17 protein-coding genes are annotated in these 21,855 nt (G+C 70.9%); 8 read left to right on the top strand and 9 right to left on the bottom strand.

Going from position 1 to position 21,855, the window contains the following annotated elements:
• The first annotated feature begins 16 nt into the window (after positions 1-16).
• A complete protein-coding gene (poxB, locus tag ACYVGI_RS01810; protein ID WP_460630947.1) occupies positions 17-1,750 on the top strand; it encodes a ubiquinone-dependent pyruvate dehydrogenase in 1,734 nt (577 codons plus the stop codon).
• Between the two features lie 165 nt (positions 1,751-1,915).
• Here the strand turns inward: poxB and ACYVGI_RS01805 are convergent, their stop codons facing one another.
• The 3 genes from ACYVGI_RS01805 to ACYVGI_RS01795 form a co-directional block, all read right to left on the bottom strand.
• Complete coding sequence (locus tag ACYVGI_RS01805; protein WP_460630946.1) at positions 1,916-3,670, bottom strand: LCP family protein; 1,755 nt, start codon at positions 3,668-3,670, stop codon at positions 1,916-1,918.
• 101 nt (positions 3,671-3,771) lie between these two features.
• On the bottom strand, positions 3,772-4,338 hold the full coding sequence (locus tag ACYVGI_RS01800; protein ID WP_460630945.1) for a MarR family winged helix-turn-helix transcriptional regulator: 567 nt from the start codon (positions 4,336-4,338) through the stop codon (positions 3,772-3,774).
• 65 nt (positions 4,339-4,403) lie between these two features.
• Positions 4,404-4,943: a hypothetical protein gene (locus tag ACYVGI_RS01795; RefSeq protein WP_460630944.1), complete on the bottom strand. Its 540-nt coding sequence runs from the start codon at positions 4,941-4,943 to the stop codon at positions 4,404-4,406.
• Between the two features lie 216 nt (positions 4,944-5,159).
• Here ACYVGI_RS01795 and ACYVGI_RS01790 point away from each other — a divergent pair, with 216 nt between their 5' ends.
• A complete protein-coding gene (locus ACYVGI_RS01790; protein ID WP_460630943.1) occupies positions 5,160-5,978 on the top strand; it encodes a hypothetical protein in 819 nt (272 codons plus the stop codon).
• A 99-nt stretch (positions 5,979-6,077) separates the two neighbouring features.
• Positions 6,078-6,653, top strand: coding sequence for an NADPH-dependent FMN reductase (locus ACYVGI_RS01785; protein ID WP_460630942.1), 576 nt, complete (start codon positions 6,078-6,080; stop codon positions 6,651-6,653).
• 67 nt (positions 6,654-6,720) lie between these two features.
• Here ACYVGI_RS01785 and ACYVGI_RS01780 read toward each other — a convergent pair whose 3' ends face one another.
• The 3 genes from ACYVGI_RS01780 to ACYVGI_RS01770 form a co-directional block, all read right to left on the bottom strand.
• On the bottom strand, positions 6,721-7,497 hold the full coding sequence (locus ACYVGI_RS01780) for a DNA-formamidopyrimidine glycosylase family protein (RefSeq protein ID WP_460630941.1): 777 nt from the start codon (positions 7,495-7,497) through the stop codon (positions 6,721-6,723).
• Positions 7,498-7,509: 12 nt separating this feature from the next.
• Positions 7,510-12,294 (bottom strand): Lhr family ATP-dependent helicase, encoded by a 4,785-nt coding sequence (locus ACYVGI_RS01775; protein ID WP_460630940.1) that lies wholly within the window; start codon positions 12,292-12,294, stop codon positions 7,510-7,512.
• Positions 12,295-12,381: 87 nt separating this feature from the next.
• Positions 12,382-13,032, bottom strand: a complete 651-nt coding sequence (locus ACYVGI_RS01770) for an alpha/beta hydrolase (protein WP_460630939.1) — start codon at positions 13,030-13,032, stop codon at positions 12,382-12,384.
• A gap of 118 nt (positions 13,033-13,150) precedes the next feature.
• Between ACYVGI_RS01770 and ACYVGI_RS01765 the strand changes: the two genes are divergently transcribed.
• Positions 13,151-13,726 (top strand): NUDIX hydrolase family protein, encoded by a 576-nt coding sequence (locus tag ACYVGI_RS01765; RefSeq protein ID WP_460630938.1) that lies wholly within the window; start codon positions 13,151-13,153, stop codon positions 13,724-13,726.
• 64 nt (positions 13,727-13,790) lie between these two features.
• A complete protein-coding gene (locus tag ACYVGI_RS01760) occupies positions 13,791-14,183 on the top strand; it encodes a UBP-type zinc finger domain-containing protein (protein ID WP_460630937.1) in 393 nt (130 codons plus the stop codon).
• Between the two features lie 24 nt (positions 14,184-14,207).
• On the opposite strand, the gene ACYVGI_RS01755 is transcribed toward ACYVGI_RS01760, so the two are convergent.
• Together ACYVGI_RS01755 and ACYVGI_RS01750 are read right to left on the bottom strand one after the other, a co-directional pair.
• Positions 14,208-15,029, bottom strand: coding sequence for an alpha/beta fold hydrolase (locus ACYVGI_RS01755; protein ID WP_460630936.1), 822 nt, complete (start codon positions 15,027-15,029; stop codon positions 14,208-14,210).
• A gap of 294 nt (positions 15,030-15,323) precedes the next feature.
• Positions 15,324-16,013 carry a M15 family metallopeptidase gene (locus ACYVGI_RS01750; RefSeq protein ID WP_460630935.1) on the bottom strand — a complete coding sequence of 230 codons (690 nt, stop codon included), beginning with the start codon at positions 16,011-16,013 and terminating at the stop codon, positions 15,324-15,326.
• 36 nt (positions 16,014-16,049) lie between these two features.
• On the opposite strand from ACYVGI_RS01750, the gene ACYVGI_RS01745 reads away from it, so the two are divergent.
• Both ACYVGI_RS01745 and ACYVGI_RS01740 read left to right on the top strand, forming a co-directional pair.
• The gene (locus ACYVGI_RS01745) at positions 16,050-16,934 is read left to right on the top strand and encodes an alpha/beta fold hydrolase (protein WP_460630934.1); all 885 of its coding nucleotides are present in this window, start codon (positions 16,050-16,052) and stop codon (positions 16,932-16,934) included.
• 31 nt (positions 16,935-16,965) lie between these two features.
• Complete coding sequence (locus ACYVGI_RS01740; RefSeq protein WP_460630933.1) at positions 16,966-17,514, top strand: TetR-like C-terminal domain-containing protein; 549 nt, start codon at positions 16,966-16,968, stop codon at positions 17,512-17,514.
• Between the two features lie 107 nt (positions 17,515-17,621).
• Here the strand turns inward: ACYVGI_RS01740 and ACYVGI_RS01735 are convergent, their stop codons facing one another.
• On the bottom strand, positions 17,622-19,310 hold the full coding sequence (locus ACYVGI_RS01735) for a DEAD/DEAH box helicase (protein WP_460630932.1): 1,689 nt from the start codon (positions 19,308-19,310) through the stop codon (positions 17,622-17,624).
• Between the two features lie 276 nt (positions 19,311-19,586).
• Here ACYVGI_RS01735 and ACYVGI_RS01730 point away from each other — a divergent pair, with 276 nt between their 5' ends.
• Positions 19,587-21,809 carry a HelD family protein gene (locus ACYVGI_RS01730; RefSeq protein ID WP_460630931.1) on the top strand — a complete coding sequence of 741 codons (2,223 nt, stop codon included), beginning with the start codon at positions 19,587-19,589 and terminating at the stop codon, positions 21,807-21,809.
• Positions 21,810-21,855 lie beyond the last annotated feature (46 nt).

Here is a 21,855-nt window from a genome sequence, read left to right as displayed (position 1 = left end):
TCCGAGGGAGCGCACTATGCCGACCGTCGCCGACACCATCGTCGAGATCATCAAGGATGCGGGGGTGAAACGCGTCTACGGGCTGCCGGGCGACTCGCTCAACGGGTTCACGGATGCGCTGCGCAGGGACGGGTCGGTGGCGTGGGAGCACGTGCGGCACGAGGAGGCCGCCGCGTTCGCCGCTGCGGCGGAGGCCGCGCTGACCGGTGAGCTGGCCGTGTGCGCCGGGAGCTGCGGGCCGGGAAACCTCCACCTCATCAACGGGCTCTTCGACGCCAACCGCAGCAGGGTGCCCGTGCTCGCCATCGCGGCCCAGATTCCCGGGCCGGAGATCGGCAGCACCTATTTCCAGGAGACGCACCCGCAGGACCTGTTCCGCGAGGCCGCCGTGTACACGGAGCTGGTGAGCGTTCCCGAACAGTTGCCGCGCGTGCTCGAGATCGCCATGCGCACCGCCATCGAGCGCAGGGGAGTGGCCGTGGTCGTCATCCCCGGCGAGATCTTCCTCAAAGACAGCACGGGGCGCCGCAAATCGGCGCCGATCACCTTCTCGCCGCGCGTGACCCGGCCCACCGACCAGGAGCTCCACGCGGCGGCCGACCTGCTCAACTCGGCCAAGAAGGTCACCATCCTGGGCGGCGCGGGGGTGGAGGGCGCGCATCCGCAGCTCGTCTCCATCGCCGAGAAGCTGAAGGCTCCTGTCGTGCACGCGCTGCGCGGCAAAGAGTTCATCGAGTACGACAACCCATACGACGTCGGCATGACCGGCCTGCTCGGGTTCTCCTCCGGCTACCGGGCGATGGAGAGCTGCGACGTGCTGCTGATGCTCGGCACCGACTTCCCGTACCAGCAGTTCTATCCGTCGAAGGCCAAGATCATCCAGGTCGACATCCGCGGAGAGAACCTCGGCAGGCGGACGCCCGTCGACCTCGGCCTGGTCGGCAGCGTCCGCGACACCGTGGATGCGCTGCTCCCGCTGCTCAAGGACCGCGCGGACACCAAGCACCTCGACTCGTCGACCGCGCACTACGTCAAGACCCGCAAGAGCCTCGACGACCTCGCGACGAACGACCGCAACCGCACGCCCATCCACCCGCAGTACGTCGCCAAGGTGATCAGCGAGCTCGCCACCGACGACGCGGTCTTCATCCCGGATGTGGGCTCGCCCGTGGTGTGGGCGTCCCGCTACCTCACGATGAACGGCAAGCGCCGCCTGATCGGCTCGTTCTCGCACGGAAGCATGGCCAACGCCCTGCCGCAGGGCATCGGCGCGCAGGCGGCGTTCCCCGGCAGGCAGGTGGTCGCGCTCGCCGGAGACGGCGGACTGGCGATGCTTCTCGGCGAACTGCTCACCCTCCGGCAGAACAAGCTGCCGGTGAAGATCGTGGTGTTCAACAACTCGTCGCTGAACTTCGTCGAGGTGGAGATGAAAGCGGCGGGCTTCGTGAACTTCGGCACGGGGCTCGACAACCCGAACTTCGCCGACGTGGCCAACGCCATCGGCATCCACGGCCAGAGGGTCGAGAAACCGGACGACCTGCCGGGAGCCCTGCGCGCCGCCTTCGACCACGACGGTCCGGCCCTGGTGGATGTGGTCACCGCCCGCCAGGAGCTGTCCATCCCGCCCGCGATCACGGCCGAGCAGGTCAAGGGCTTCACTCTCTACGCCCTCCGCACGATCATGTCCGGCCGCGGCGACGAACTCGTCGACCTCGCCGACACGAACGTCTTCCGCCGCCTGTTCGACTAGCTGCTGCTGCTGCTCTGGCTGGCCCGCTGCACTGGCTGGCCCGCTGCACCGGCTGCGCCCGCCGCTCGCAACGCAGGAGAACGCCGCCGATCCCGCTGGATTCTCCGTTCGAACGGAGAATCCAGCGGCGTGTCGCCCCGATCCTCCGTCCGAACGGAACCCAGGTCAGTTGATGCAGACCGCGTCGCTGTAGTTCTTCGCCGGCGTCGACGGGCTGGGCGCTGCGCCGCCCGACGCCGGTGCGCCGCCCGCGGCGGGGGCCGCCGGCATGATGCCGTCGTCGCCGAGCACCACCGTGACACCCGACACCGACGACGTCTGCTGCACCGACGCGCCTGGCAGGTAGGCCGCGACGGCCTTCGCCTGCGCCTCCTGGCCGCTCGGGTACTGGATGACCGTGGTGGGCTGGGTGTTCGCATCCCCCGCCGTCCCTGTCTTGAAGCCCGCAGCGGCGAGCGTGGCCGTCGCCGTGCCTGCCGCACCATTGGTGCTTCCGCCGTTCAGCACCGTGACGGTGGTGTCGGCCGGCTTCGCGGCCGTCGCCTTATCGTACGCGTCCGGCGTGCCCATCAGGCTCTGGATGAACGCGGGCATCGCCGCCGTGTCCACCTCGACGATGGACAGATCCTCGCCGTCGACCGTGATCGTCGGGGTGCCGGAGATCGGGATGGTCGCCGACTGGATCTTGCCGCCGGTCAAGCCCTGCATCTGCGCAGCGAGGGAGAGGAAGTTGAGGCCGGGGTCGGTCTCCAGGGAGCCGCTGACCGCATCCAGCACCTTCGACAGCTTGCCGGGGTTCAGCAGGGTGCCGGCGGAGAGGAACTTGTGCGCCTCCACCGACAGGAAGTACTGCTGGCGCACCACCCGGTCGAGGTCGCCCTGCGGCAGGCCGTGACGCTGGCGGACGAACGCGAGCGCCTGGTGCGCATCCAGCGTCGACACCCCCGCGGGGAAGTTGGCCTGCGAGTACGGGTCGTCGACCGCGGCGTTCAGGCACACCTGGATGGGACCGAGCGCCTGCGCGATGTCGTAGAAGCCGAGCAGGGAGATGCGCACGTAGTGGTCGATGGTCAGCCCGGTGAGATTCTGCACCGTCTGGATGAGGAGCTTCGCCCCGCTGGTGGCGTCTGTCGCCCCTCCGCCGAGCGAGAACGCGGCGTTCAGCTTGTTCATGCCGTGGCCTGGCACGTCCACCCAGGAGTCGCGGGGGAGCGAGATGAGGGTGGCGGACTTCCCATCGGCCGGGATGTGCAGCACCATCATCGTGTCGGTGTTCGTGCCTCCGCCGTCGTCGGTCGTGCCGAGCTGGTCGAGTTCGGCCTGGGATGCGCCGTCCGGGCGGTGGTCGTCGCCGACGAGCAGGATGTTCTGGGCGGAGCCGTCGACATCGTTCTTGGGCTTGTTCGACTCGGCGATCACATCCACGTGCTTCACGTTGTTGACGAACCGGAAGTAGCTGTATGCGGCGTACCCGCCGACCACCACGAGGACCACCGCGAGGCCGAAGGCCGTCCAGCCGATGATGCGCTTGGTGCGGTTGCGGCGCTTGCGCGGTGTGCGTCCGCCCGGGGTGCTTCCGCCGGGGGTGCCGTCGCCGGGGCCGTCGCCTGGACCGTTGCCGCCGCCGCCGTTGCCGTTGCCGCCTGAGCCTCCTGCGCCGTTGCCGCCGCGCCCGCGCCCGGCGCCGTCGCCCGCGCCGCCGAACAGCTCGTCCATCCCGCCGCCGGCCGAGCCTGCCGCGCCGCCGCCCACCGCAGCGCTGCCGCCGTACCGCCTGTCAGCCGGACGCGTCGCGCGGACAGGACGTCGCGGGTCCTGCTGGGGCACGCGTCCGAAGACCTCGGTGGCCGGTTCGCGGTCATCGTGGGGCTCGCGAGGGCTGCGGGGCTCCTCGGGGCTGGGGAAGGTTGGGCGTCGCACACGGAAACGCTAGGGGGCGAACCCTGCAAGAGCCCTGGCGATACATGCATTTCTCGACGAATCGTCAGGGTTTCCGCGACGGCCTCCCAGTCCGGTGCCGATCAGGACGCGGCGGCGCTGCGAACCTCTTCAGCGGCGGACTCGGGATGCGGCTCCTCCACGTCCGCGCCGCCGCAGTCGTCAGCATCCACGTTCTCCGCCTCGTTCGCGGCGATCATGCGTCGCGAGATCTGAAGGAATTCGGCCTGCTGCGCATCCGTGAGTGCGTCGAACAGCACGCGCCGGATGGTCGCGGTGTGCTCGGGGAGCGCCCTCACCACCACGCGTCGGCCGTCCCCGGTGAGGTGGATGTAGCTCGCCCGTCTGTCCTCCGCGCACTCCTGCCGCTCGACGAAACCGCGGGCGGCCATCCTGGTCACCTGGTGCGAGACCCTGCTCTTCTCCCACCCGGTGACGTCGACCAGTTCGCGCACCCGCAGCCGCCGGCCGGGAGCGCGCACGAGCGCCATGAGCACTTCGAGCTCCGAGATGGAGATGCCGTGGTCGCGCTGGAGCTGGGCGTCGAGGGTGCGGTCGAAGCCCCTGCGCATCACATAGAACGCGTTGAAGAGCTCGATCTCCTCGTCGCTGAGCTTCCGCGGATCGGGACTCTGGCGGACAGGGGACATAACCGTCATCCTCCCACGACGGCGATGCGGCGGGGAGTGCGGCTCACGTGCGGCTCACGTGCGGCTCAGTGCGCCAACTGCTCCAGCGCGACCACCGCGACTCCGAGCGCCACGATCGCGGCAAGCACCACGATCCGCTTCCCGGAGCTGAGGTTCGTGCGCTTCACCGCGAGCTGTGCGATCACCGCCAGCGAGACGATGAGCGCGACCACCCCGACCGTCATCGCGGTGCGCACGGTGATCGCCCCGCCCGCGGCGATGAGCAGCATGATGGCGGGAACGGCGATCACCGTCAGGGCCCTGGATGCGACGGCCAGCATATGCCGGAACTCCCGACCGCTCGGCACTGTGTTGTGGACGATCATGTGCGAGATCAGATCGGATGCGAGGCCCGCGAGGAGCACGCCGCCGACCGAGATCACCAGCGTCAGCAGCACGTTGAGCGGGTCGAGCCCCTCGCCGTGGCCGTTCAGCGCCATCAGGATCGCCAGGGCGGTGAAGGTGGCGTAGATGCGCTCGCGCAGCCGGTCGCCCGCCTCTCTGCGCTCCTCGGGGGTCGCGTCGTCGGGGAGCCGTGTGTCGCTCGGTTCGTCTCGCCTGGCCATGCCGTCCCTTGTCTTCCCTGCTGTCTCCCGTGGCGCACTCGCCGCGCGCGGTTGTGCGCGTCGAGCATACCCGGGGCGTCCCAGGTGTCCGGCGCGGGACCGAGTGGCGGGGACGAGCGAGGACACAGCCGCCGCACAGCCGATGCCAGGACACTTTTCTGTACGGATTCACACACACTCGTCGACGTACCCGCGTCGCCTCGAACGGAGATCACCATGGGATTCCTCGACCGTCTCTTCGGCCGCGACGAGCAGCCCGCTCCCGCGCAGCGTCCGACCGCGGGCGGATACCCGGCGCCCGCATCCCCCGCATCTGCGGCCTCTGCGGCCTCCCCCGCGCCCGCCGCGCCCGCCGCGACCGCCCAGCGCTCCGACGACGAGATCGCCGTGGAGCGCTACCGCTACCTGCTGCGCACGGCCCCGCCGGAGACCATCGAGCAGGTGCACGAGGAAGCGTTCACCAAGCTGACGCCGGAGCAGCGCCAGCTCCTGTTCCAGCAGTTGTCGCAGAACGCGCCGGCGGGCGAGCAGCCGCGGGCGGACGACCCTCGCTCCCTCGCGCAGTCGGCCACGCGTGCGGAGCTGCGCCAGCCAGGCACCCTCGAACGCTCCCTCGGCGGTGGCGTCGGCGGTGGCGGTGGCGGAGGGCGTGGCGGTGTCGGTTTCGGCGGGATGTTCGCCAGCTCGCTGCTCGGGAGCGTGGCCGGGTACGTGATCGGCTCCGCGATCGTGAGTGCGTTCCTGCCTTCGCCCATCGACCAGCAGGCGGATGCGGGCTCAGGGGACAGCACAGACGGTTCCGGCGACGCGGGCTCCGGCGATGCGGGCTCCGGCGATGCGGGTTCCGGCGACGCGGGTTCCGGCGACGCGGGCAGCGGTGACGCGGGCTCGACCGATGCCGGTGGCTGGGGCGGCGACGCGGGGACGGTCTCGGCGGACGGCGGCGGCTGGGACAACGGCGGCGGCTTCGGCGATTTCGGCGGAGGCGGCGATTTCGGCGGCGGCGATTTCGGCGGAGGCGGCGACTTCTTCTAGCCGGAGACGCCATTCAGGAATTCGTGACAGGTCCGGGAATGTTCCGCGCGCATCCCGAGTTCGCGTTAGGTGACACGTCATCAACACGAAAGGCCTGACATGACGAAGATCGGGATCATCATCGGCAGCACCCGCCCCGGACGCAACGGCGAGGCCGTCGCCCGCTGGGTCTACGACCACGCCGCGAAGCGCGACGGCGTCGAATACGAGCTGGTCGACCTCAAGGACTGGAACCTTCCGCACCTCGACGAGGCGATGCCCGCCGCGATGGGCCAGTACGCCAACGACCACACCAAGGCATGGGCGGCGAAGATCGACGAGTTCGACGGCTACATCTTCGTGACCCCCGAGTACAACCACAGCACCTCCGGCGCGCTGAAGAACGCGATCGACTTCGTCGGCGCCGAGTGGAACAACAAGGCGGCCGGCTTCGTCAGCTACGGCGTCTTCGGCGGCGCACGCGCCGTCGAGCACCTTCGCCTGGTGCTGTCCCAGCTTCAGGTCGCGACCGTCAGCGCGCACGTCGGCCTCAGCCTCGCGCACGACTTCGAGAACTGGTCGCTCAACCCCACCGCTCAGCAGGAGGCCGCGCTCACCCCGCTCTTCGACCAGGTCGAGTCCTGGTCGGAGGCCCTCTCCACCGTCCGCACCTCCGCCGCTTCCCTCGCCGCCTAGCAATCGAGCCCAGGCTTTTTCACCGCAAATCGCACGAATAAGGTGAAAAAGCCTGGGCTCGATGGCGTCAGGTCTGGCAGAACGGGCAGAAGTAGGTGACGCGCTCCTCCAGGTCGGTGCGGCCGAGCGCCGACCGGTGGATGCGCGTGCCGCAGCGACGGCACGGCTCACCGCGCCTGCCGTACACCCAGCTCGTGCGCCCGCGCCTGGTGTCGCCCGTCGTCACCCGGGTGGAGCGGTCGCGGTTGGCGAGGATGAGCCGCCGCGCCAGCGACACCGCGGCGGAGAGGTCGGCCTCGGCGACCGGCCGCGTCGGCAGCATCCCGCGGAGGAAGCACAGCTCGTTGACGTATTCGTTGCCGAGCCCCGCCAGATTCCGCTGGTCCAGCAGGGCGACGGCGATCGGCTGCTCGGGATGCGCGGCGAGCCGCCGGACGGCCTCGTCGGCGTCCCAGTTCGGCCCGAGGAGGTCGGGGCCGAGGTAGCCGACCACGTCGTCCTCCCTGTCGCGCGGGATCACCTCGAGGATGCCGAGCAGGAAGCCGACCGCTGTCACGCCCTCCGTTCGCAGCACGGCTCTCGCCTCGAACGCGGGATGCCGCCAGCGCCCGTCCGGAGCGTAGAGCTCCCACGACCCCTCCATCTTGAGGTGGCTGTGGATGGTCGCGTCTCCCACCCGCATCAGCAGGTGCTTGCCGCGGCTGACCACGGCATCCACCGTTCGACCGGACAGATCCACGGTCGCGTATGCGGGCACGCGGAAGTCCGTCTCGGTGAGCAGTGCGCCCGCCAGCGCAGTGTCGAGCCGCTTGGCCGCACGCCAGACGGTGTCGCCCTCAGGCATCAGCGCCCCTCGTCACGACCGCAGCCGCAGCCCGCGCGGCGTCGGCAGGAAGCCCGCCTCGCCGAGAGCGTCGCCGAGCGGGGTGCCGAGCACGAACGCACCGTTCACCGTCTCGATCGCGAGCTTGTCGACGCGACCGCGGGTGATCAGCCCCGCCAGGGCGCGGGCGGCAGCGAGCAGCACGGGACGCGCATCCGGGTGCTCCTGGTCGGCGAAGCACAGCAGGCTCTTGCCCCCGCGCTCGACGTAGATGGTCAGCGCGCCGTCGACCAGTGCGACCAGGGCGCCCGCCTTGCGCCCTGGCCGGTGGCCGGTGCCCGCGTCTCCCGGCACGCCAGGCCAGGGGAGTGCCGCACCGTATGCGTTCGCCGGGTCCGTCGCGGCCAGCGCGACGGCCTCGAGCGGAGCATCCTGCGTGTGGTCCCTGGCGAATGACCGCAGCCGGTCCACGGTGGCGCCCGTGGCGAACTGCGCGCCGCCGAGTGTCTCGACGAAGTAGCCGCGCCGGGCCCTGCCGGTCTCCTCGAACCCGCTCAGCACCTTGTACGCCAGGGCGAACCCGCCCGGCGAGCCCTCGTTCATCACCGAACCGCGAGTGACGACGCCGTAGCGGTCGAGCAGCGTCTCGGCCTGTCCGTGCGCGCGCACCGTCGAGGTCAGGTCGCGCTCCGGCAGCAGCGACCACCGACCGGCGACCGTCGGCGGACCCATCCTGGTGACCATCGCGGAGCGGGCGGCGGTGCGCCCGCGGTAGAGACGCGACCGCGGCGCCTGCTTGGGCCGCTTGTGGGCTCCGGATGCGCCGGTCATCGTGCGCAGCGGAGCGAGCGTGTCGTTCGTGATCCGCCCGTCCCACACCAGATCCCATAGCGCGGTGACGAGCGCCGTGTCGTCCACCGGCGCTCCCGCCGCGGCGCCGAGCGCGTCGGAGAGCTGACGGAAGAAGTAGCCGCCGCCGCGACCGAGCGCGTCCAGCACGGCGCGCTGCAGCTCGTCCGTCTCGTGGTCGTCCTCCGGTGCGAGCGTGAGCGGCGCAGAGTCGGCCAGGTGCAGGCTGATCCAGCCGTCGCTGCCCGGCAGGGCACCGTCTCCGGCCCAGATCACCTCGCCGGTGGCCGTCAGCTCGTCCAGCATCGCCGGGCTGTAGTCGCTCACCCGGCTGGGCAGGATCAGCGACTCCCACGCCGAGGCCGGGATGCGCGCCCCGGCGAGCTGCTCCACCACCGACGCGACAGCATCCACGCCCCGCAGGGTTCCGCCGATGTGCTGCCAGTCCGGAAGGAACCGGGCGAACGTCACGGTGTCGACCGGTTCGACCTCGTGGCGCAGCGCGGCAAGGGACATGCGACGCAACCGTCGCAGCACCTCGGCGTCGCACCACTCGGAGCCGTGCGCGTGCGGACGGAACTCGCCGTCGACCACGCGCCGGTCGTGCGCGAGGCGGCGGAGCGCGTCGTGCACGATGGCCGCGCCGAGCCCGAACCGTTCCGCGACATCGGCCGTGACGAACGGGCCGTGCGTGCGCGCGAACCGGCTGACCAGGTCTCCGAGCGGGTCGTCCACCGGTTCGATGAACGCGACGGGCACGCCGATCGGAAGCGGGACGCCGAGCGCGTCGCGCAGCCGGCTGGCGTCCTCGATGGTGGCGAAGCGCTGCACGCCCGCGATGTGCACGGACAGCGCGCGCTTGGCGTCGACCAGCGCGGCGAGGTGCGCGGCAGCGGTGGCGACGTCGGCCGCCGGCGGAGGCAGAGGGGCATCCCCGGCTGCGGCGGCCGCGTGCGTGGCTGCGTCTGCGTCTGCGTCTGCGGCTGCGTCCGCGTCCGTGGCTGCGGCTGCGTCGGCGCCAGCACTCACGACCGCCACCGCCGCCGCGGCACCCTGCAGTCGCTCCGCGACCTCCTCCGCCGACAGGGGGCCGAGCATCCTGAGCAGATCGGCGACGCCCTCGATCCCGCGCACGCGGCGCTCGGGTGCGATCCGCTGCAGTTCGCGCTCCACGCGCTCGATCACCGCCGGGTCGAGCAGTTCGCGCAGTTCGGCGCGTCCCAGCAGCTCGGCGAGCAGTCCGGCATCCAGGGACAGCGCGGCCGCGCGGCGCTCGGCGAGCGGGCTGTCGCCCTCGTACATGAACGCGGCCACGTAGCCGAACAGCAGCGAACGGGCGAACGGCGACGCCGACTCCGTGCTCGCCTCCACCAGCCGGATGCGCCGCTGCGCGATCTGCTGGGTCACGTTGTCGAGAGCGGGCAGGTCGTAGACGTCTTGCAGGCACTCGCGGACCGTCTCGAGGATGATCGGGAAGCTCGGGTACTTGCGCGCCACATCCAAGAGCTGCGACGCCTTCTGCCGCTGCTGCCAGAGCGGCGACCGCTTGCCGGGGTTGTACTTCGGCAGCAGCAACGCCCGGGCTGCGCACTCGCGGAACCGTGCGGCGAACAGGGCGGAGCCGCCGACCTCCTCGGTGACCAGCGCATCGAGTTCCTGCGGCTCGAACACGAACAGCTCGGCACCGGGCGGCTGGGATTCCGTGTCGGGAATACGGACGATGATGCCGTCGTCCGCCGCCATCGCGCCGCCGTCGATGCCGTAACGGTCGCGCACCCGCGACTGCACCGCGAGCGCCCACGGCGAGTGCACTTGCATTCCGTATGGGGAATGCAGCACGACGCGCCAGTCGCCCAGCTCGTCGCGGAAGCGCTCGACCACCAGCGTGCGATCCGTCGGAACGTGCCCGGTGGCGGTCTTCTGCTCTTTCAGGAAGGCGAGCAGGTTGCCGGTCGCCCAGTTGTCGAGCCCCGCCTCCACGCAGCGCAGTTCGGCATCGGCGTCGGATGCGCTGCTCACCTCGCGCACGAACTCGCCGACGGCGCGCCCCAGTTCCGCCGGCCGCCCGAGCCCGTCGCCCTTCCAGAACGGCAGCCGCCCGGGCTCCCCGAAGGCGGGGGTCACGAGCACCCTGTCGTGCGTGATCTCCTGGATGCGCCAGCTCGTCGATCCGAGCGCGAACACGTCTCCGACGCGCGACTCGTAGACCATCTCCTCGTCGAGCTCGCCGACCCTGCTGGCCTTCTCTCCCACCATGTAGACGCCGAACAGGCCGCGATCCGGGATGGTGCCGCCGCTCGTCACCGCCAGCCGCTGCGCGCCAGGACGGCCCGTGAGCGTTCCCGCGTCCCTGTCCCAGACGATGCGCGGCCGAAGCTCGGCGAACTCGTCGGACGGGTAGCGCCCGGCGAGCAGGTCGAGCGTCGCGTCGTACGCGCTGCGCGGCAGGGTGGCGAACGGTGCGCTGCGGCGCACGGTGTCGAACCACTCGTCGGCGTCGATCGGTTCGAGAGCGGTCGCCGCGACTGTCTGCTGAGCGAGGATGTCGAGCGGATTCGCCGGAACCCGCAGCGTCTCGATCAGCCCGGAGGTCATCCGCTCGCTGGCGACGGCCGAGTGGATGAGGTCCGCCCTGTGCTTGGGGAACACCACGCCGCGCGACACCTCGCCCACCTGGTGCCCGGCACGACCGACCCGCTGCAGTCCGCTCGCGACGGACGGCGGGGACTCCACCTGCACCACGAGGTCGACGGCGCCCATGTCGATGCCGAGTTCCAGGCTCGACGTCGCGACGACGCAGCGCAGCCGCCCCGCTTTGAGGTCGTCCTCGATGATGGCGCGCTGCTCCTTGCTGACGGAGCCGTGGTGCGCGCGAGCGAGCACGAGGGAGCCGGTCTCGTCGGCGAGAGCTTCCTGCCTGCCACGGGATCCGCTGGTCTGGCCGGACGCGCCCGCCAGCTCTGCGGGCGGCCGGGTCTGCGGCACGAACCCGTCCGCCGTCCCGGTGTCCCGGCCGCCCAGGATGCGCTCCTCGTAGATTTCGTTGAGGCGCGCGGTCAGCCGTTCGGCGAGGCGACGGGAGTTGGCGAACACGATCGACGACCGGTGTTCGAGCACCCTGTCGACAATGGCCTCCTCGACGTGCGGCCAGATCGAACCGGCCTGCGGGGAGGAGCCGTCGTCGTTGTCGCTCGCGAACGTCGAGGTGCCGAGCTCGCTCATGTCCTCGACAGGGACCACGACGCGCAGATCGAATCGTTTGCCGGACGGCGGCGCGACCACCTCGACGGGGGAACGGCCGCCGAGGAAGCGGGCGACCTCCTCCGGCGGGCGGACCGTTGCCGAGAGCCCGATGCGCTGCGCCGGGGAGGCGAGCATCGCATCCAGTCGTTCGAGCGAGAGGGCGAGGTGCGCGCCGCGCTTGGTGGCCGCGACGGCGTGCACCTCGTCGATGATGATCGTCTCGACGCCGGCGAGCGTCTCGCGCGCCGCGGACGTGAGCATCAGGAACAGCGACTCCGGCGTGGTGATCAGGATGTCCGGCGGAGTGGACACGAGCGCGCGACGGTCGGCGGAGGTGGTGTCTCCCGAGCGCACCCCGACCGTCACGTGCGGCGGCTCCGCCCCGAGCCGTTTGGCGGTCTGTGTGACGCCGACGAGCGGGGCGCGAAGGTTGCGCTCCACGTCGACGCCGAGCGCCTTGAGCGGCGAGATGTAGAGGACGCGGGTGCCGCGCTTGGCGGGCGCTGCGCCACCGCCCTCGGCCGCGCGGTCGGCGGCCGCCAGCCTGTCGATCGCCCACAGGAACGCTGCGAGCGTCTTGCCGGACCCGGTCGGCGCGATGACGAGCGCGTGCCTGCCGCGGGAGATCGCGTCCCATGCCCCGATCTGGGCGGGTGTCGGCGCGTCGAACGCCCCGCTGAACCACTCACGGGTGGCGGGGGAGAACCTTTCGAGCACGTCGCTCATCCCTCCATCCAACACCCGACCGCCGACATCGTGGATCGCCAGCCAGTGGATGCCGACCAGTGGATGCCAGCCAGTGGATGCGCGGGGTCAGCTCCGCAGGACGCTCCGGATGAACGCAGAGACGTCCGCCAGCTCCGCCGACGAGATGTTGTGCCCCATCCCCTCATAGATGCGAGCATCCAGCGTCGAGTGCTCCGGCAGCCAGCCCGTCGTCCGGTCGACGGCGTCGGACGGGATCACCTCGTCGAGGGTGCCGCGCCCCCAGAACACCGGCACGCGCGTGTCGGTGAGCTCCGCATCCCCTGCCTGGTCGCCGTGGACGACGAAGCCGGAGAGCTGCACCGCGTAGTCGAAGCGCTCGGGCGCGAGCCGGAGAAGCTGCAGCGCCATCGCGCCGCCCTGCGAGAAGCCGAGCAGTCCCGTCGGGGTCTGCGGCTGCTCGTCGAGCCAGTCGAGCACGGCGCGGGCGGCGGCGTCGGCGTTCGCGGCGAGCGGGTCGCCCGGCACGTTCGTGTAGCGGGAGAACCACGCGAATCCCTGGCCTTCGGGGATCGGAGCGCGCACCGAGGCGATCACCGGCTCGAGCGGCAGGTAGGCGGAGATGCCGAACAGGTCCGCCTCGTCGGAGGCGTAGCCGTGCAGGAGGACGAGCAGCGGGCGGCCGACTCTGTCGCGTTCCGACGCGGACCACAGCACGGCGTCCCTGTCGATGCGGAGCTCCGGTGTCGGGAAAGGCATCCTTCATTCTGGCGTGATCGTGCCCGTGACTCCTCCACAACGCGGCGATCTCGTGCCTTTTCCACAGCATCCGGCTGCGTGGGTGTCTGTGCAACCTGCGACTCCGTAGGATCGGTGCATGAGCGTGCGCACCCCAGACCCGACACCCGATCCGCTGCCGGACGACGGCCCGCAGCAGGGACCAGCCTGGCTGAGCGACATCGAGCTGGAGCAGGTGCGCCGCCGCCTCCCCCTGCTCTACGTGGAGGCCGTGCCCGTCCGTGTCGACGGGCTCGGGCAGGTCACAGAGCTCGGCGTGCTGCTGCGCGCCAACGCGGTGGGCGAGATGACGCGCACGCTGGTGTCCGGCCGCGTGATGTACGGGGAGACGCTGCGCGAGGCGCTGTTCCGGCACCTGGAGAAAGACCTCGGCCCGATGGCGTTCCCTCAGCTCCCGGCCAGCCCCATCCCGTTCCAGGTGGCGGAGTACTTCCCGATGCCGGGTGTCACACCGTTCACCGATGACAGGCAGCACGCGGTGTCGCTGGCGTACGTCGTGCCGGTGACGGGCACGTGCGAACCGAGGCAGGATGCCCTCGAACTCACCTGGATGACCCCGCAGGAGGCGATGTCGCCCGCGGTGTCGGAGGAGATGGAGGGCGGCAGGGGCGTGCTGCTCAAGGCGGCGCTGGCGTCGGTGGGGCGCATCGTCTAGAGCGGGTGTCAGCGGAACGCCGGGTCCGCGGGGAGCGCGGCGGCAGCGAGCGAAGGGACGCAGCATGAACGACAGCGGGAACGGCGACCACGGCGATCACGACGACATCGACCCGAGCGTTCCGCCATCCGGCACGGGATGCGTGGAGTGCGACCGCGACGGCAGTTGGTGGGTGCACCTCCGCCGCTGCGCGACCTGCGGTCACATCGGCTGCTGCGACGACTCGATCAACCGTCACGCCACGGCGCACGCCGAGCAGAGCGGCCACCGAGTCATTCAGAGCTTCGAGCCGGGCGAGGACTGGTTCTGGGACTACACCGAGCAGCGATTCGTCTCCGGTCCGAAGCTCGCTCCGCCGGACAGCAGACCCGAGTCCCAGCCGGTCCCCGGACCCGCTGGACGGGTGCCAGGGAACTGGCTGGAGATCGTGCAGGCGCAGGAGGGTCCGCACACCTGAGCGATCCCGCCCAGGCGGCGGAGCTCACCCCGCGACGAACGCCAGGATGTCCTTGTCGAGGGCCTCCTGGTACGCGCCGTAGATGCCGTGCGGCGCTCCCGGGTACACCTTGAGCGTGCCATGGGCAACGAGGTCGATCGATTTGTGCGCCGCGTCGCCGATCGGCACGATCTGGTCGTCGTCACCCTGCGCAATCATGATGGGGACGTCGAGCGCCTTCAGGTCGTCGGTGAAGTCGGTCTCCGAGAACGCCTTGACGCAGTCGTACGCCGCGGTCAGGCCCACGAGCATCCCCTGACGCCAGAAATCGTATGTCGCACCGTTCGACACCTGCGCTCCGTCGCGGTTTCCGCCGTAGAACGGGATCGCGAGGTCGAGGTAGAACTGCGACCTGTCTTTCAGCACTCCGGCGCGGATCTCGTCGAACGCCTCGATCGGGGTGCCGTCCGGGTTGCTGTCCGACTTGACCATGATCGGCGGCACGGCCCCGGCTGTGATGACCTTCACCACGCGGCCGACTCCGTGCTGTGCTGCGTAGCGCACGACTTCGCCTCCTCCCGTCGAGTGCCCGATCACGACGAGGTCGTGCAGGTCGAGCTGTTCGACCAGCTCAGCGAGGTCGCGCGCGTATGTGTCCATGTCGTTGCCGGTGTACGGCTGGGACGAGCGGCCGTGTCCGCGGCGGTCGTGGGCGATGGCGCGGTACCCGTTGTCGGCGAGGAGCTTGAGTTCGACCTGCCAGGCGTCTGAACTGAGTGGCCAGCCGTGGCTGAGCACGACAGGCTGGCCTTCGCCCTGGTCGGTGTAGTAGATCTGGGTTCCGTCTGACGTGGTGATGTACGGCATGTGCGCTCTCCTTGGGTTCGATGCTGTGCGAACTCGCTGCAGGACGACGGCGACGGTGCTGCCAGCTCCGACGATACGACCGGATGCGCGGCGACGTATAGGGCAGCCGCGAGAATTCGGCCCGCGTTCGCCTGCCCGTTCGCCTGCCCGTTCTCCGGCGCGGTGACGGCGGCCACCTCCTCGATGCCGGAGTCCAGCGCGTGACGCAGCACGACCTCCGCGGCCTCTGTCGCGTAACCGTGCCCCCGGGCACGGATGCGGATGCGGGCGATGGAGCGAGCGCTCGGGCCGGTCTCAGCCGGCGGTCCCGTCCGTCAGCTGTGCGGGGCACTCGCCGGACCCGTCGCCGAGCAGCTCGAAGTGCCACGCCTCGTTCGCGTACACCTGGCAGAGCCCGTACTCTGCGCCGAACCGGGTGAGCCAGTCCATCGCGTCCGCGGTAGCGATGTCGACGGCCTCGCCGCGCACGTGCTTCGACTGGTCGCCGCGTTTCACCCACTTGCTCGCCTCCTCCTCGCTGCCGTACTTCGCGACGGCCTGGTCGAAGAGGTACTGCTGGTAGCGCTCGCTGCGCCACCCGTCCGTGAGGGTGAAGCTGATGTCGCGGTCCGCGGCGTGCTCGGCGGCGCGGTCGAGCGCATCCCGAAGCTGTGGGTCGAGTCTCGCGACGGCGGGCACGTCGTCGGTCAGCGCAACGGTCTCGCCGACCGGGATGTAGCCGTCGTCCGGCCCGAGCTCGGAGGCGTTCGTGACCGGCGGCACGGGGCCGACACCGGCTGCCGTGCCTGGGCCTGCGGACGTGCATCCGGCGATCGTGGCGGCCAGCGCGACGGCGGCGAGGGTGGTGAGGATGGTTCTCCGGTACACGGGGTCCTTTCGGTCGGCTTCCAGCCTCGCCTGCTGCCCAGGCGTTCCGAGTCGGCCGAGGGATGCAACAGGGTCCGTCGCGGGGATGACCTCGTTTCGCGCCTCGGAAAACACCACTTGCATTCCTCGGCTAATGGTATTAGCTTTACGGCTATGAACACTTCCATCGCCAATGAGGTCCACTTCCTCCAGCGCCCTGAGGGACGCGTGAGCTACACCGTCGAGGGCTCGGGCCCGCTCGTCGTCGCCGTGCCGGGCATGGGCGACCTCCGCTCCAGCTACCGCGAGCTGGTCGGTCCTCTCGTCGCGGCCGGATACCGCGTCGCCGTCACCGACCTGCGGGCGCACGGCGACAGCGACACGACCTTCCACGAGTTCGGCGACATCGCCACCGGCCGCGACATCATCGCCCTCATCGACGAGCTCGGCGGACCGGCCGTCGTGCTCGGCAACTCGATGGGGGCGGCTGCCGCAGCCTGGGCGGCGGCAGAGCGACCGGATGCGGTCGCCGGGCTCGCGCTGTACGGCCCGCTGCTGCGCGACCCCGCCATGAGCGCGCTCGCGGTCGCTTCGATGCACGGGATGTACCGGGTGCTGTTCGCCGGGCCGTGGGGAGCCGCGGCGTGGTCCGGCTACTACGGCACCACGCTCAACAAGGGCCGTCGCGCCCCGTGGCTCGCGGAGCACGTCTCCGCCATCAGGGCGAACATGAAGGAGCCTGGCCGGCTGCGGTCGTTCCGCCACCTCACGCTCCAGCTCACCCACTCGGTGGTCGAGCCGCGACTGCCGGAGGTGCACGCTCCGATGATCGCGTTCGTCGGCGAACTCGACCCCGACTACAAAGACCCGGCCGCCGAGGCCGCCTGGATCGCATCCACGGGGGCGACGACAGTGCTGGTCGAGGAGTCCGGTCACTACCCGCACGTCGCACGGCCGGACATCACGGTGCCGCAGACCCTCGACTTCCTCGCCGGACTGCGCCACGGCTCGGAGCAGGGCGACGGCGCGGTCGCCGCGGCGTGGGCAGCGCGTGCCTAGGGCGGGGCTGTCGCGAACGGCCGTCACCGGCGTGGCACTCGACCTGGTGGATGCGGGCGGCGCAGCAGGGTTCGACCGTCTCACCCTCGCCGCCGTCGCGAGCAGCGCGGGGGTCGCGGTGCCGAGCCTCTACAAGCACGTCGCGTCGCTCGACGATCTGCGCCGTCTGGTGGCGACCGAGTCGGTCGCTGAGCTGACCAGGGTGCTCGCCGCAGCGACCATCGGCCGCTCCGGCGGCGACGCGCTGCACGCTGCGGCCGACGCGATGCGGGCGTTCGCGCACGCGCATCCCGGCCGGTACGCGGCGATGCAGGTGGCGCCGCGCCTCGACGACGACGCAGACGCCGAACTGGCGCAGCGGGCGGCCGAAGCGCTCGGAGTGCTGACGGCGGCGCTGCGCGCGTTCGACCTGCCGGACGACAGCACGGTCGACGCCCTCCGGATGCTCCGCAGCGCCATCCACGGGTTCGTCACCCTCGAACTCGGCGGCGGCTTCGGCCTCCCGGACGACCTCGACCGCAGCTACCGCTTCCTGATCGACGGCGTCCTCCGCGGCATCGAGTCCCTCGCTCCCGCCTAACCCCGCCGCGCCCCCGCCCCGACGCAATCGAGCCCAGGCTTTTTCACCGTATTTCGCGTTCTTACGGTGAAAAACCCTGGGCTCGATTGCTACGAGGGCGTGCGGGATCAGCCGCGGGCTCGGCGGGTGCCGTTGCCGCGCTGGGTGCTGCCGCCGACGAGGCTGCCGACGCGGAGGCCGCCGTTGCCGCCGCGCTGGCCGCCGGAGGCGCCGCCGGTGCGCTGGCCGCCGGAGGCGCCGCCGGAACGCTGGCCGCCGGAGGCGCCTGCACCGGAACCGTGCGACGTCGTGGCTGCGGCTCCGCGTGCACCTGCTGCGCGCCCGGAACGGTCGCGGCGCGGACGCCCGGCCTCTCCGGATGCGTTGCGCTGGCCGTCACGACCCTGGCCGTCACGACCCTGGCCGTCGCGAGCCTGGCCGTCGCGACCGCGGCCGCCGTCTGCGCGCCCTGCGTCGCCGCCGCGTCCTCCGCGACCACGACCGCCGCCGCGTCCGCCGCGCTCGCCGTCTGCGCCGGCACCGCCGTCGCGCTGTGCACGCTTGCGCTGCGCGTTCGCGCCCTGCGACTGGCCGCCGCCGCGCTGCTGCTGCACGGCCTCCTTCGGCGAGGGCTTCACGAAAGCGGCCGTCTCACCGACGAGGGTGACGACGGCGGCAGACCCGGCCGTGACCGTCTGCGGTGCCACGTCGATGGCCGCCTTGCGCAGCAGTGTCTTCACGTCGGACTTCTGCGACGACAGCATCACCGTCACCACGTCGCCGGAGCTTCCCGCGCGAGCGGTGCGGCCGGAGCGGTGCAGGTACGCCTTGTGCTCCATCGGCGGGTCGACGTGCACGACCAGCTCCACGTTGTCGACGTGCACACCGCGAGCGGCGACGTCGGTCGCGACCAGCACGCGCACATCCCCGGCGCCGAACGCGGCGAGGTTGCGGTCGCGGGCGACCTGCGACAGGTTGCCGTGCAGGTCGACGGCCGGGATGCCGGAGGCGGTGAGCTGCTTGGCGAGCTTCTTCGCGTGGTGCTTGGTCCTGGTGAACAGGATGCGGCGGCTCGCGCCGGACGCGAGCTTCTCGACCAGGTCCTTCTTCGCTTCGAGGGAGTCGACCTCGAAGACGTGGTGGGTCATCGCATCCACGTGGCTGGTGGCGTCGTCGACCGAGTGCAGCACCTCGTTGTGGAGGAACTTCTTGACGATCTTGTCGACGCCGTTGTCCAGGGTCGCCGAGAACAGCAGGCGCTGCCCGCCGGTCGGCGTCTTGTCCAGGATGCGCGTGACGACGGGAAGGAATCCGAGGTCGGCCATGTGGTCGGCCTCGTCGAGCACGGTGATCTCGACGGCGTCGAGGGACACGAAGCCCTGCTTCATCAGGTCTTCGAGGCGGCCGGGGCAGGCCACGACGATGTCGACGCCGTCCTTGAGGGCTGCGACCTGGCGCTGCTGGGAGACGCCGCCGAAGATCGTGGTGGTCTTCAGGCCGTATGCGTCGGCGAGCGGCTGCATCGTGGCGGAGATCTGGGTGGCGAGCTCGCGGGTCGGTGCGAGCACCAGGCCGAGCGGACGGCCGGCGCGGCGCTTGCCGCCGGCGAGCTTGGTGCCGAGGCGCGCCGCCATGGGCAGCGCGAACGCGATGGTCTTGCCGGAGCCTGTCTTGCCGCGGCCGAGAACGTCGCGTCCGGCGAGGGTGTCCGGCAGAGTGTCGGCCTGGATCGGGAACGGCTCCGTCTTGCCGTCGGCCGTGAGGACGGCGACGAGAGGAGCGGGCACGCCGAGACCGGCGAAAGTGTTCTGAGACAAAGGTGGTGCCTTTCGGGCATCAGGACCCCGCGCATCCGTGTGATGCGGGTTCGGGGCAGTAGTGGCGAAGGTGCCGAGCGGCACGATCGTTCGCCGTAGAAAGTGACGCTGGCGGGGCTGCTGCCCGGCGCTGTGCGTGGTGCGTTCTGCGACGCAGGGAGTCCGACACGGACTCACAAGTAATGAAAGCCTACCTGACCAGCCTGAGAATCACGCACAGGCGACTTCTCGGCTGGAGGAAGTAGACTTTCGGCCCGAATCGAGAGGGTGGTCTGCGTGCAGGAATCGGAACTCGAACGTGAGCGCGCCGTGGTCTCCGGACTGTATGAGCGATTGGATGCGCTTCGTGCAGAAACCGAGGATCGGCTCACCCGGGTGCGGCGCGAGAGCGTGGGGAGCAACCACCAGGCGCGCAGCGAACGGGATGCGTTCGCCCGCCTCTACGAGGACCAGTTGACCCAGCTCCGCGAGGTCGACTCCCGCCTGGTCTTCGGCAGGCTGCTGCTCGACCAGCCGGTCGACGGCTCCGCCCACCGCTACATCGGCCGCATCGGGCTCCGCGACGACGACCAGCGCTCCCTGCTGGTCGACTGGCGCGCCCAGCAGGCGAGCGCGTTCTATCAGGCGACGGCGAGCGAACGCATGGGCGTTCGCGCCAGGAGGCATCTGACGATGACCGGCCGCGAGGTCGTGCGCGTCGACGACGAGGTGTTCGACGAGACTCTGCTCGACGGAGATGGGGCGGACAGGGAGCAGGTGCAGGGGGAGGGTGCGCTGCTCGCTGCCCTCACCGCGCAGCGCACCGGCCGGATGCACGACATCGTCGCCACCATCCAGGCCGAGCAGGACCGCATCATCCGCTCCGACCTCCGCGGCGCGCTCGTCGTGCAGGGCGGGCCGGGCACGGGCAAGACCGCCGTCGCACTTCATCGGGCAGCGTTCCTGCTGTACGCCAACCGGCAGCGGCTGAGCGCATCCGGTGTGCTCGTCGTCGGTCCGTCGACCGCGTTCCTGCGGTACATCGAGGCGGTGCTCCCGTCGCTCGGCGAGACCGGCGTCGTGCTGCGCACGCTCGGCGACATCTACCCCGGCGTGGATGCGGTCGGAGACGACGAGCCGGAGGCGGCGAGGCTGAAAGGCTCGTCGCAGATGGCGCGGCTGCTCGCGCGCGCCGTGCGCTCGCGGCAGAAGGCACCGGACGCTGAGCAGGTCGTCCTGGTCGACAACGAGCGGCTGACCGTGCAGCCGGAGCTGATCCAGCGCGCGATCGCCCGCGCCCAGCGCACCGGCAAGCCGCACAATGTGGCGAGGGTCACGTTCGTGCGGCACGCGCTCGGCGAACTCGTCGACCAGCTCGCCGCGCAGCTTCGTGCCGGAGGCTCCACCATCGACGAGGCCGATCTGAAGGTGCTTCACGAAGACCTGCGCACGTCGTACGACGTGCGCGTGCTGCTCAACACGGCGTGGCTGCCGCTCACCCCGGAGAAGTTCCTGCAGGACCTGTACGCGCGTCCGGCGTGGCTCGCGGAGTTGACCACGCGCTGGTCGGATGGGCAGCGGGCCGCTCTGTTCCGCGAGCGCAGCGCGCCGTTCACCGTGTCGGACATCCCGCTGCTCGACGAGGCGGCCGACCTGCTCGGCGACTTCCCCGGACGACCGGACAACAGTGCGCGGGAGCGGGAGCGGCAGCGCAAACGCGACATCGAGAACGCGAAGGCCGCGATCCGCAATATGGGCGTGAAGGGGCTCGTCAACGCCGAACAGCTCGCGGACGGTTTCGCCGAACGGGAGGACACGGGTACGACGGCGGAGCGAGCGGCGGCCGACCGGCTGTGGACGTACGGCCACGTGGTCGTGGACGAGGCGCAGGAGCTGTCCCCGATGCAGTGGAGGATGCTGGTGCGCCGCTGCCCGATGAAGTCGTTCACCATCGTCGGCGACATCGCCCAGGTGGCGTCGGCGTCCGGCGCGACGAGCTGGGCCGAGGCGCTGCAGCCGTCGTTCAAGGATGCCTGGCGCCTGGAGGAGCTGACGGTCAACTACCGCACGCCGGCGCAGATCACCAGGGAGGCCGAGCTGCTGGCGACGGCGGCCGGCCTGCCGATCACCCCGACCAGAGCCGTGCGCGAGGGCGACTGGCCGATCCGCCGGGTCTCCGCGGCGGCCCACCTGCTCCCGGATGCGGTGGCGGACGCGGTCGGGCACGATCGCGGCATCGATGCGGCAGGCACGGTGGCGGTGATCGCGACGTCGGCGACAGTGGATGCGGTGGCCGCGGCGGTCACGCACCGCTTCGGCGACCAGGCGGCGCGGGGGGCGGCCGGCCTGTCGAGGCCGATCGCGGTGCTGACCGGCTACGAGGCGAAGGGCCTCGAGTTCGACGCGGTGGTGCTGGCCGACCCTGACGCGCTCGCGGGGGAGTCCCCGCGCGGCGCCGCGTCGCTGTACGTGGCGATGACCCGCCCGACGCAGCGGCTCACGATGGTGACCAGGGCGTAACAGGGCCGGTCGGCCTGTGCCGCTGGCGGGCTGTGTCGCCTGCGGG

This window comes from Leifsonia lichenia, assembly GCF_054780215.1.
This window is presented reverse-complemented; position numbering and strand designations above follow the sequence as displayed.